The 11,662-nt window shown below is 44.7% G+C and carries 16 protein-coding genes; 15 read left to right on the forward strand and 1 reads right to left on the reverse strand.

The features are described from left to right. The first annotated feature begins 5 nt into the window (after window positions 1-5). The 9 genes from ACUXV2_RS03255 (at window position 6) to ACUXV2_RS03295 (ending at window position 4,879) form a co-directional block, all read left to right on the forward strand. The gene (locus ACUXV2_RS03255; RefSeq protein WP_446245635.1) at window positions 6-383 is read left to right on the forward strand and encodes a hypothetical protein; all 378 of its coding nucleotides are present in this window, start codon (window positions 6-8) and stop codon (window positions 381-383) included. Further along, complete coding sequence (locus ACUXV2_RS03260) at window positions 380-871, forward strand: hypothetical protein (RefSeq protein WP_446245636.1); 492 nt, start codon at window positions 380-382, stop codon at window positions 869-871. Before ACUXV2_RS03255 ends, ACUXV2_RS03260 begins: the two co-directional genes overlap by 4 nt. A 99-nt stretch (window positions 872-970) precedes the next feature. Then, entirely contained in the window at window positions 971-1,177 is a 207-nt protein-coding gene (locus tag ACUXV2_RS03265; RefSeq protein ID WP_446245637.1) for a hypothetical protein, read from the forward strand. 137 nt (window positions 1,178-1,314) lie between these two features. Next, a complete protein-coding gene (locus ACUXV2_RS03270; protein WP_446245638.1) occupies window positions 1,315-1,719 on the forward strand; it encodes a DUF5412 domain-containing protein in 405 nt (134 codons plus the stop codon). A gap of 46 nt (window positions 1,720-1,765) precedes the next feature. Next, on the forward strand, window positions 1,766-1,951 hold the full coding sequence (locus ACUXV2_RS03275) for a hypothetical protein (protein WP_446245639.1): 186 nt from the start codon (window positions 1,766-1,768) through the stop codon (window positions 1,949-1,951). A 202-nt stretch (window positions 1,952-2,153) separates the two neighbouring features. Further along, entirely contained in the window at window positions 2,154-2,540 is a 387-nt protein-coding gene (locus tag ACUXV2_RS03280; protein ID WP_446245640.1) for a GntR family transcriptional regulator, read from the forward strand. Further along, entirely contained in the window at window positions 2,537-3,439 is a 903-nt protein-coding gene (locus ACUXV2_RS03285; protein WP_446245641.1) for an ABC transporter ATP-binding protein, read from the forward strand. Before ACUXV2_RS03280 ends, ACUXV2_RS03285 begins: the two co-directional genes overlap by 4 nt. Then, on the forward strand, window positions 3,417-4,163 hold the full coding sequence (locus tag ACUXV2_RS03290) for a hypothetical protein (RefSeq protein ID WP_446245642.1): 747 nt from the start codon (window positions 3,417-3,419) through the stop codon (window positions 4,161-4,163). Before ACUXV2_RS03285 ends, ACUXV2_RS03290 begins: the two co-directional genes overlap by 23 nt. After that, window positions 4,160-4,879 (forward strand): hypothetical protein, encoded by a 720-nt coding sequence (locus ACUXV2_RS03295; RefSeq protein ID WP_446245643.1) that lies wholly within the window; start codon window positions 4,160-4,162, stop codon window positions 4,877-4,879. The genes ACUXV2_RS03290 and ACUXV2_RS03295 overlap by 4 nt, the downstream gene beginning before the upstream one ends. A 160-nt stretch (window positions 4,880-5,039) precedes the next feature. Here the strand turns inward: ACUXV2_RS03295 and ACUXV2_RS03300 are convergent, their stop codons facing one another. Continuing rightward, on the reverse strand, window positions 5,040-5,546 hold the full coding sequence (locus tag ACUXV2_RS03300; RefSeq protein WP_446245644.1) for a GNAT family N-acetyltransferase: 507 nt from the start codon (window positions 5,544-5,546) through the stop codon (window positions 5,040-5,042). A 284-nt stretch (window positions 5,547-5,830) separates the two neighbouring features. Here ACUXV2_RS03300 and ACUXV2_RS03305 point away from each other — a divergent pair, with 284 nt between their 5' ends. From ACUXV2_RS03305 to ACUXV2_RS03330, 6 genes are all read left to right on the forward strand, one after another. After that, window positions 5,831-7,306, forward strand: coding sequence for a protein adenylyltransferase SelO (locus tag ACUXV2_RS03305; protein WP_446245645.1), 1,476 nt, complete (start codon window positions 5,831-5,833; stop codon window positions 7,304-7,306). Between the two features lie 169 nt (window positions 7,307-7,475). Continuing rightward, on the forward strand, window positions 7,476-7,925 hold the full coding sequence (locus ACUXV2_RS03310; RefSeq protein ID WP_446245646.1) for a DUF2269 family protein: 450 nt from the start codon (window positions 7,476-7,478) through the stop codon (window positions 7,923-7,925). 1,131 nt (window positions 7,926-9,056) lie between these two features. Further along, complete coding sequence (locus ACUXV2_RS03315) at window positions 9,057-10,334, forward strand: MFS transporter (protein ID WP_446245647.1); 1,278 nt, start codon at window positions 9,057-9,059, stop codon at window positions 10,332-10,334. Beyond that, window positions 10,291-10,911, forward strand: a complete 621-nt coding sequence (locus ACUXV2_RS03320) for a TetR/AcrR family transcriptional regulator (protein ID WP_446245648.1) — start codon at window positions 10,291-10,293, stop codon at window positions 10,909-10,911. Before ACUXV2_RS03315 ends, ACUXV2_RS03320 begins: the two co-directional genes overlap by 44 nt. 144 nt (window positions 10,912-11,055) lie before the next feature. Continuing rightward, a complete protein-coding gene (locus ACUXV2_RS03325; protein WP_074439936.1) occupies window positions 11,056-11,208 on the forward strand; it encodes a DUF3934 family protein in 153 nt (50 codons plus the stop codon). Window positions 11,209-11,407: 199 nt separating this feature from the next. Continuing rightward, a complete protein-coding gene (locus ACUXV2_RS03330) occupies window positions 11,408-11,608 on the forward strand; it encodes a cold-shock protein (RefSeq protein WP_032086164.1) in 201 nt (66 codons plus the stop codon). Window positions 11,609-11,662: the final 54 nt, after the last annotated feature.

Genomic DNA, 11,662 nt, shown 5'->3' on the forward strand with positions numbered 1-11,662 from the left:
ACATGATGGGATGGGTAATCGCCATTTTGTTTGGTACAGCCGTCGTGCTGCTCATTTTATCGTTTATTAAAACGACACATTCAAAATCACAACTCGAACAGCAAATGGAGCATGTTTCGATTTCAGTTCGGAATGAGATCCATGAGCTTGAGAAGCAGATACGGAATATGCAGCTGGATGCTGAAATTACTGCACAGCAGTCAGGGGCGATGGAAGCTTCCGCTGAAGAGCGCCTCTTGCTTCGTGATATGCTTGATATGCATAAACGCGGGTATTCGATTGAAAGCATTGCATCAAAAAAACAGCTTCCTTCACATGAGGTGGAGCGCATGCTTACTCCATACATGGCCAGAAGCGCTGAAAGGGGCATGGTTGCACAATGATACCAAATTCCCTGCGCAGTTTTGCTTTAGGTCTATTGCTTGCGGCGACTGTAATCGGCGGCTTCTATTTCTTTGGCCCTACAGAAGCGGAGAGCACGGAGAAATCGTCCAAAACAGTTAAAGCCGAGAAACTGACAGAAGACGAAATGATCAAGCAATTGACAACAAAAGGCTTCGTTGTCCATACAGAAGACGAATGGAACAAGCAGGTCGCCGCAGTAAATGAAACAAAAGAAGATAAAAACGAAGAAAAAACAGAAAAGAAAGATGATGACGGCGTCGTGTACCGCACCATCCTGAACGTTTCCATGGGAATGACGAGCATCGACATCGGAAATGCACTGGAAGAAGCAAAGATCATCGATGACGGCATGAAGTTCTATAAAGAAGTTGAAAATCGCGGTCTCGAAAATGAATTAAGACCGGGTACATTCCAGATTGAAAGCGGAATGAGCATGGATGAAATCATTTCGATCATCTTTAAATAGGTTTTTGCTGAAAGCTCCTTTAAGAGGGGCTTTTTTATTTACAAAAAATTGAAACTTTTTCCTTTTCGATTCCGTAAATAGAAGTAAGAGGTGATGGAAATGTCAGGAATTTTTTTACTCATTATAGTACCCTTTATCATCATTTTGATCTCTATCCTAGTGACCAACCCATCCAAAGGAACCTATAACGGCGGTGGAAGTCACACGACTTATTACGGAGGCGACGCTGACAGCACGGATCACTGCGGAGGCTTTGATGGAGGCTTTGGCGGTGGAGACGGCGGCTGCGGAGGGGGAGGCGAATGAGCCTCTTTTTTGTGTGAAGTTAAACATATATCATTTTTACAAGGATAGGCCGATTGAGGGAGAAGATTTTATCCTATAAAAATCAGATTACTATTTAGCTTTACTAAATACTATGGATAGGATAAGGAGTTCAAGCCATGGATTCAGACAGAGCTATTAAAGACGAGAAAAAAAGAATCCTCAAAGGAACACTGACCATTCTCTTTATTGTCGGTTTGATTGTGGCTGTAGTGGCCGTATATGGTATATACTGGTTGTTTTATGACTTGGACCGGCTGCCGCAAGGAGATTTTCTTACGGAAGAAACATCACCAAATGGTACATACACGGTAAAAGCTTATGTCACGGACGAAGGAGCAACCGTATCTTATGCCGTCCGCGGCGAGCTGATTTTTAATGAGAAAGACGATAAAGTGAAAACGATCTACTGGAGTTACCGTGAGGAGAGTGTGGATATTACTTGGAAGGATGATGATACAGTCATCATAAATGGACATACATTGGATGTCCCGGAGGATACATTTGATTTCAGGCATGATTGACAAATTGTTTGTCAATCATGCCTCTGCAATAAAAGGAGGAGCTGACATGAAGCAAGGTTTATTCCTTTTTGGCATGGCCCTGACTGTCATCTTCGGCGGAGGTTTCCTGATCCGGCTGGTAAGGGACGGGGATTTCTACATAGCTGAATTTGCCGGCGGCATGATCGGGATTGCGTTGTTGATCATGACACTGTTTGTTAATAAAAGTAGAAATAAGCCACGTGGCGCATAGATTCAGGAAGGACATGGGAAACCGTGTCTTTTTTCGTTATATCTATTTAACGGTGAAGCGGCACTGTTCAGCCGCCCGAAGACAATTTCCGCTGGAGAAAATTGTCTTTTTTAGTGACAAAAAGGAATTTTTGTATATAATGGTAATATATAGTGCGTTACATGAGTAATGTACTAATGTGGTTAGTGAAGGTGGTGGGTTATTGGTGTTAAATCCTGATAGTATGAAGCCGATTTATGTGCAGATCGCGGAGTGGCTCGAGACGGAGATACTTGGCGGTGTCATTGAATGCGATCAGAAGGTTCACTCACAGTATCAATTGGCAGAGATGTTTAACATCAATCCGGCAACGGCTGCAAAGGGGATCAACTTGCTGGCGGATGAACAGATCCTTTATAAAAAGAGGGGTCTAGGGATGTTTGTGGCTCCGAATGCCAGAGCGATCATTCTTAAAAACAGAAAGAATACGACGCTTATCGGAATGGTGACTGATCTTGCAAAAGAGGCAGTTCAATTGAACGTTGAAGAGGAGGAACTGATCGCCATGATCAGGGAAATGCTCAGGAAGGAAAAGGGGGAAAAATCATGAGTGTAGTAGTTTGTAACGGATTATCAAAGCAATATGGGAGTTATAAAGCCCTGAACGATCTGACTTTTACATTACCGGAAAATAAGATTACAGGTTTGATCGGAAGGAACGGAGCGGGAAAAACGACTCTGCTCAAGATCATTGCAGGATATCTGCATCATAGTTCAGGGGACATACGGGTGTTTTCAGAAAGTCCTTTTAATAACTTGAAAGTATCCGCCAATACCATCTTTATCGATAATGAATTGAGTTTTTCCAGTGGATTGACGCTGTTTGAATTGCTTGAAGCGGCAGGAAGCTTTTATCCAAATTGGGACAGCGAACTTGCTCACCGACTCTTTTCCTACTTCTCTTTCAATCCTAATCATTATCATGGGAATCTCTCCAAAGGGATGAGGAGTACGTTCAATATGATCATCGGCCTTGCTGCCCGTTGCCCGCTTACGATTTTCGATGAGCCGACGAGCGGAATGGATGCTGCCACACGGAAAGATTTCTATCGGGCACTCTTAAAAGAATATATCGCCCATCCGAGGACGATCATTCTGTCCAGCCACCTGCTGGACGAAGTTGATGACCTACTGGAGGATATATTGCTGATTAAAGCGGGAGAGAAGTATCTTCATATGGGGATTGAGGAGCTAAAGAAATTTGCGATAGGAGTCCGGGGGAAAACGGAAAAGGTCATCGGATGGATGGGAGAGATCGAGCCGATTCATGTGCAGGACATGGGAGCAGGGATGACCTATGCGGTTACAAAAAATGACCGTCCTCAAACAGAGCTTGATGAAGCCAGAGCGCTGGGACTAGAACTGACAGCAGTATCGGCTGAAGATACTTGCAGTTACTTGACAAGTCAATCAAAAGGGGGGATCGATGATGTATTTAGCCGAGGTTAATGCGTGGAATCTCGTGAAAAAACAATACCGCTACAAACTGAAATCCTATTTTGGTGTGTTCTCTTCATTGATGGTCATTCAGCTTCTCGGGATTTTCTTCTCTTTTAACGGGACCGGGATGAGCGGCGGATCAACGGGGACCCTCGATTATGAGGTGCATTATATTACAAGTGATATCATCCAGGTGTTCATGATGATCTGGGCTTTCATTTCGGCGATTATCATTACTACCAAGGCTTACCGGTATGATGATTATGCATTCGTGACGAACCGCAGGATCAGTCATTACTCCAATATTCTGTTCCTCTTCTCAGCAAGTGTATTTGCGGGTGTCACGGTGTATCTGTCGACCCATCTTTTCAAATGGATCACCTTCATGGTGAAAGATCAATCTACGATTATTGTTGATTCTTTGACAGGGACGGGATTAGTGGCAGGTACTGCTGCATCGATCCTGTACATTTTTCTATTTTCAAGCACAGGTTATTTTGTAGGGATGTTGGTCCAATTTAACAAGATTTTCTCCATCCTCTTGCCGGTAGTGTTCGTTGGAGCCTTAATCCTTGACGGGTTGACCGGGAACCCGACTTTAATCGTGAATGCAGGAACATTCTTTGGCTCGGAAACCTCCTTTTTTGTCTTTATTATAAAAATCCTTGGAGTGTCGTTCCTCTTACTTCTTGGAAGCATGGGAGTTTCAAATCGAATGGAGGTAAGAAAATGAGTATGTTGTTGATGTTTTTGCCTATCTTGATCATTCTCCTCCTTGTAGCTGGTGTGGGAACGTTTGTGGTAAAGGCAAGCCGCAGGAGAAGGGTCAGTCCAAAGAAGACCAGATGGATGATCACTGGATATACACTCATCTTGCTGGTGGCTGCCATTTTATCGTTAAGTGTACTCTCGGACAAAGGAGCAGAGTTCAAAATAGTGTCTGCGGAAGAGATGGAGGAGATTGAGAGTGAGCAGATGAAAGTCATGGATGCCGCTCATTCAGGAGTGCTTGAAAATGTTGAGCGTGGTTATACCAACAAAAAAAGCTGGTCGTTCAGATACATTCATCAAAAACTGGACATTACCCATTTAGATGAAGAATTGGAACGCGTTATGGTCTTTGTACAAAAGAAGGATACAGATGATGAGGTCATTGAAGCCGTACACTACACGGGGAATGTATTCGTCGATGGAATAGACATGACCGAAAAAAAATCATCAGCCAAATTGGAATTGAGAGGGAAGATTCTTTCCATTCAAGCGCCCGATATGGTTTACGTGAACGTTAACAAGTTTGCGTCGGGGTTTCCTTTTCAACAATTTTCCGATACAAAAAGCTGGTTTTATGCAGAGCGTCCGAGCATGGGATTCGGCAGTGATTTCATCCTGCTGAAAGTGCCAAAAGATGTGGAAGTGGATGGCCACACCAATTATGTTAGAGCTGAATAGTAAAAGGGGTGAGGGGACAGTTCATGTCCCTTTTTTCTTTTAGAGCGTACATTTTTGTCTGGTATTAAAAGGTGGGGATATGGTTAAAACCGATAAAAAATAGACGCCCGTCCCAGACTGCGTTAACGCAGTCTGGGACGGGCCTTTCATAATGTACAGATTACAGCACGAGTGTATACTTCTTCAATTCTTCTGTATCGTTCGGGAGAGTTACAAAGCCATCAAGCTTCATTCCAAGCTTTTCAAGAAGTTTGGAGGAGGAGTGGTTATCCTTCGTCGTAATCGCCACAATCCGCTTTAACCCACACGTCTCCGCAAACTCCAATGTAGCGCTTGCGGCCTCATATGCATATCCTTGGGATTGGTAATCGGAGAGAAATGCAAAACCGATATCGACATCGTCAAGACCTTCCCGCTTTATCAATCCGCATAATCCAATCGGCGTATGATCCTCCTTCAATTCCGTCAAGAAAAGGCCGAAGCCTTCGCGCTCATACATCGCCCTCGGTCCGGATCGAATATAGGCTTCTGCATCCTCATGCGTACGGATACCTTTGTCACCGATATACTTTAGCCAACCAGGTTCATTCAGCAATGCAAAAATGAGCCCGGCGTCTTTTTCTTCCACCCAGCGAAGGATGAGCCGGTCTGTCTCTACAATTTTCATGAGGGCACCTCGTTTACTTTTTCTATAACATATATTAAATCATTTCTGAAATTGTGGACAGTCCTTCGGTTGCATTAACGCTTTACTCGGTTGAGGGACAGTCCCTCAATACGTTAACGCAGTAAATTAGTAAGGAGCAGTACCTGTGCGGAAGTATAACCATCCTCAGGCAGAGGAAACTATATGGTGGATGTACTTATGTTAGTATGGGGATAGATGACTAACATAAAGATGAACAAGCAAATGAAATTAATTATAGAAATCAATGTAAAGAAGGGGACATGATGATGCAGGAAAAAAATCGAACAGAAGTGGGATGGAATTTTGACAATAGCTATGCGGGACTGCCGCAGTCATTTTTCAAAAAACAATTGCCTGCTCCCGTGCGTTCTCCGGAGCTGGTCATCCTTAATGGTTCGCTGGCTGAATCCCTGGGACTCGACGCAAAGATCCTGCAAAGTGAATCCGGGGTAGAGGTGTTTGCCGGAAACGAGCCTCCTGAGGGTGCCGAGCCCATTGCTCAAGCGTATGCAGGGCATCAATTCGGGCATTTCACCATGCTAGGCGATGGACGCGCGATCCTGCTTGGTGAGCAGATCACGCCTGCAGGCGAACGGCTGGATATCCAACTGAAGGGACCGGGGCGGACTCCCTATTCACGTGGAGGCGATGGTCGGGCCGGGTTAGGTCCGATGCTGCGAGAGTATATCATCAGTGAAGCGATGCATGCCCTTGGAATCCCGACCACGAGAAGCCTGGCTGTGGTGACGACAGGGGAATCGATCATCCGTGAAACCGAGCAGACCGGCGCCATCCTTACGCGGGTGGCGGCCAGCCATCTGCGTGTCGGGACGTTTCAATATGCTTCAAGATTCGGGTCAGAGGATGACCTTCGCTCTTTGGCTGATTATGCGATCAAACGCCATTATCCTGAAGCGGAAGATGCAGAGAATCGTTACCTCGCATTATTGCAGGCGGTTATCAAGCGTCAGGCGGCACTGGTCGCCAAATGGCAGCTGGCCGGTTTCATACACGGGGTGATGAACACCGACAATATGACGATCAGCGGAGAAACGATCGACTATGGACCATGTGCGTTCATGGACACATTTGACCCTGCGACGGTTTTCAGTTCCATTGATCGACAGGGGCGCTATGCTTACGGCAATCAGCCGCCGATTGCCGGCTGGAATCTTGCACGTTTTGCAGAAACACTGCTTCCGCTGCTGCATGAAGAGGAGGAGAAATCCCTTCAACTCGCCCAGGATGCGATTTCGGAGTTTCCAAAGCTGTATCATTCCAATTGGCTAAAGGGCATGAGGGCCAAATTGGGAATTTTCGGCGAAGAGGAGCAGGATAAGGTTCTCATCGAAGAATTCCTGGGGCTGATGCATGAACATAAGGCCGATTATACCAATACGTTCCGGGCATTGACGTTTGATCCACAAGGGAATTCCGCTCTATTTGCCTCAGAAGAATTTACTCAGTGGAAAGAGCGCTGGCAGGAGAGGCTCGGCCGGCAGCGTGAGTCCAAAGAAGCAGTCCAGACGTTGATGAAAAACAGCAACCCGGCAGTCATCCCGCGGAATCACAGGGTGGAAGAAGCCCTGGAAGCTGCCGTTGAAAAAGGGGATATGAGCGTGATGGTGAAGCTGCTTGAGGCACTATCCAACCCATACGAACATTCTCCGGAGCAGGAAAAATACTGTGCACCGGCTCCGCCGGCATCACTTCCTTACCGAACATTTTGCGGAACATAATGACATTAGAAGGCCCGTCCCTCGGTGCGTTAACGCGTTACCAAATCGAGGGACGGGCCTTCTTTCTTTATTAAGGATTAAACGATGGAATAATACCTTTTGGCCCAGCATACACATTACTAGCTTAGGTACTAAGACTTGCGAATTGTGAAAATGGGGAGTGGTATGTATGGTTTATAAGGTATTATTATCTATTCACATTCTTTCTGCCATTGTTGGAATCGGTGCCACGTTCTTGTTCCCTTTGATTCTCGCATTCCCGCAAAAACTGAAAGAGCTGCAGTTGGCATTGCGTGTCGTGAATAAAGGGGCGGATTATCCAAAATTCGGAGCGATCTTATTACTCTTGACAGGCCTCGGAATGGGAGCAATGAATGCTGAACTGTTTCAGAAAGGCTGGTATATCACTGCCATCGTCTTATTGCTGATCGCCGTCCTGATCTATGTCCTTCGTATCTTACCCGGGCTCAAGCAAGCAATCGATCACGTATCTGGAATAGAGGGTGACGACATTCCAGAATCGTATGTTGACATGAAAAGAGGCATTAAACCATATATGATCACAGCCTCCGTCATCGATGTCATCATCGTTTTACTCATGATTTGGAAACCGTTCTAAACCCAGGCACAATTTTGACGTTTAATGAAGCAACAAACCAAACCGATTATAAGGCAATGGACATAGTCATAGTCATCAGATGGAATATCTCAAAACATTGAAAGGCTTCACGGTTCAAGTTGGACCCGGAGCCTTTTTCTTATTGGGATGTGTCCAAAGGTTGATAAGTGAGGAAATATAGGTGAAGAGTAGGTCAGTGTGCCCGCAATCTACACACGAATGATGACGGGCACGCAAAGTGGTTGAGCAATATAAACTTCGTCATACCAGTCTCCTTAAAAACAATAATGTGTGAACGTCTGTTGTTCTTTAAAATAGGTGATTGTACAGGCTGGCACGTCGGTCCAGGATCTCATCACTGATACGTTTCACATCTGAATCGTGACTGCTGAAGAAAAACAGTTTGATGATGGCTAACATAAAAACTCCTCCTTTCTTTATTTGGAATCAAAACATACGGTTCTTGAAATCTGCACGTCGGTCCAGGATCTCATCACTGATACGTTTCACATCTGAATCGTGACTGCTGAAGAAAAATAGTTTGATGATGGCTAACATAAAAACTCCTCCATTCTTTATTTGGAATCAAAACATACGGTTCTTGAAATCTGCACGTCGGTCCAGGATCTCATCATGGATCCTTTTTGTTTCCTCGTTACTTGAAAAGATGTAACTGAACAGAACAACGATCATTTGAATTCTCCTTTCTTCGAGGGAGTTGATTTTGTTGTTTTTAAATCATATGCCGTTGGTTCAATAAAAGTGACACCTGTGTCGTTATTATAAACGACATTAGTGTCTTTTAGAACCCTTTTTAATCATTTTTTCAAAAAAAAAAGGCAAATGCCCATTGGGAAAAGCTTAATGAATGCTCCTTAGCTGAAGTTTTAAATTTAATTAGGAGCGGCTGGCATAGCCTATATGGAGGGCAATTTCTGTTGAATATGACCTATTCGTTCTAAAGCAGGTATGATCTTTTCACGGGAGGAAGTCGAGAAAAGATCCATTCCTTAAGTAGAGCCTAATTTTCAGATTTTTTTAAAAATAGATTGAAAAGTGACATTGTTGTCGATATAATGAATATAAGAAAACGACACTGTTGTCTATTTTGTGAAAGGGGGCAATAATCATATGGATTCAACAACATTGAGAAAAAATAAACATTTCATTACATTGATGACGGCACAGGCCATTTCAAGTTTGGGGGATTGGCTGAGTATAGTGGCGATCATTACGCTGGTCGGGTTAAAATGGGAAGCAACACCGATGCAGATGTCGTTCATCATCCTCAGCCTGGCATTGCCTATGGCTTTATTGGGGCCGATTTCAGGGACCATTGCAGACAGGATGGAACGGAAAACGCTAATGATCCTATCGGATGTGATCAGAGGGGGGCTCATTCTTCTATTGACCATTGCCTCGAATGTATGGATGGTTTACGTTTGTCTGTTTCTCATCGGAATCTTTTCATCCGTCTTTGTTCCGGCGAAGAATGGGAAGCTGAAGGAAATCGTTCCGGATGAACAAATTAAGGGAGCGATGTCCCTCACCTCCATGATCGATTCAAGTACGAAGGTGATCGGTCCGCTTGTAAGTGGAATTCTTGTTACAACGGTGGGTACTCAGAATGTCTTTTATATCGATTCAGCCACATTTTTCATTTCAGCCCTCTTGATTCTCTTGTTGCCTAAGGCAGTGAAGGCAGTTGAAAACGTTGTCGAGGATGATAAGAAGGAAAAGGGATCTTCATTTAAACAGGAATTAAAAGTCGGGTTTCAGTTCCTGAAGAAAAGCACCTTTTTGATGTATGGGTTATTCCTGTTGGGAATCAGCCTTCTGATCCTCCAATTATCGGATTCCCAAATCATCGTCCTGCTTCGGCAGCTGACGGATGCATCACCGGATTTGTTCGGGTATACCGTGACGGGATCTGGTGTCGGGATGCTGTTGACGGGGATTTATCTATCTAAAAAAACAGATTATAATGCATTCATCTATATGTGTATAGGAGTATTTGGGATCGGACTCGGATTTGGATTGATGGGGATCTTGACTAATTTTGATGTGGGTCTTTCAGTAGTATGGTTCCCTGCACTCGGGTTGTTCGCCGGCGGTACCGCAGCCCTCGTGTTCATACCATTTCAGGCAGCGGTTCAAGAAAAAACGCCTGTCCATATGACGGGACGGGTGTTCGGAGTCATCAACAGCACCACGACGACAGCCACGATCATCGGGCCATTGGCCGGGGGAGCTCTTGCCACGCTGATTGGCATCATCCCTTCCTTTATCGTGACGGGTTCGTTGTTGATCGTGCTTTTCATTGTATCGATCGTCATTCGAAAAAAAGTAGCAGAGGAGGAGAAACATGTCACCGAAAGTCAGCCAGGAACACAAGGAGCAGCGACGTAATCAATTATTGCAGGCTGCCGAGGAAGTTTTCATTGAACATGGATATGAACATACCACGATGAAACATGTGATGGATAAAGCCGGAGTGAGCAGGGGAGGTTTGTATCAGTATTTTGATAATAAGGAAGACCTCTTTGAAGCGGTGATCGGGGAGCAGCAGAAAGAAATAATTGATGAGTCCCTGCAGTCCATGATCGAGGAGCAGGGCTCCTGTTGGGACGCCTTGTTGATGACCTTTTTGGGAGAAGAAAAGAAAGCCAATGATGATATGGACCCGTTAGCCCCTTCAAAGCTCGAGTATTTCATTACAGGCAGAAATGAGAAGAGAAGGCGGGAGCATGCGCGAGAAAGGTATCATCATGCTTATCAAATCACCGCGAACATCATTGAAAAAGGGATAGAGGCAGGCGAATTCGTCCCACGGTTCGATCCACAGGTCATTGCCAGATACATCATTTCCTATGTCGACGGCCTCGCCGTGGATCACGCCATCCTCGATTCCGAAAGCATAAAATTGAAAGAACAAACCGAATTACTGATCGAATACCTCAGATGGGGTTTGAATGTGAAAGACTGACCCTTCATCCTTCATCACGCTAAAGGCCCGTCCCTCGCTGCGCTGACGCATCAGCGCGCCGGGGGACGGGCCCTGTTTTTTCAGTGGTTCTTATGGTATGATGATGAACTTAAAGACATGCAGCAGATAAGGAGGAGGGAACGTATGAGCAAACCGAAGAAAAAAAGCGGCACGGGTCAAGGGACGGGCAAGAAAGGCTGGAATCGCTGGCAGGCGGGAGCCAATAAGGCAAAGAGCAACAAACCTTATAAGAGTAAAGGTGTCAAGCACGGAAATAAATCGGATGCAGAGAAATAAGTGCAGCTCGAACAACAGGCTGCAGCCAACTATTTTCAAAATGATTTGCTTTTAGCTTCATTACCTGTTAAGGTTAGGAAGAATTATTTTTGTTCGGTCTGTAAGGAATGAAAGTATTTAAACTTTTCGCCTTTGATATCTAACTTGAGCAACAATAGTAATAACATGTGGACTCGAATCCACGCAGGAGGAAACAATTATGCAACAAGGTACAGTAAAATGGTTTAACGCAGAAAAAGGTTTCGGTTTCATCGAAATCGAAGGTGGAGAAGATGTATTCGTACATTTCTCAGCTATCCAAGGCGAAGGATTTAAATCTTTAGACGAAGGTCAAAAAGTAACGTTTGACACTGAACAAGGTCAACGCGGACTTCAAGCGGCTAACGTAAACAAAGCGTAACAGCTTTAAACGAAGGACTCTCTCGCAGAGTCCTTTTTTTATGCGAATATTTTG

Source organism: Rossellomorea sp. NS-SX7 (assembly GCF_052828565.1).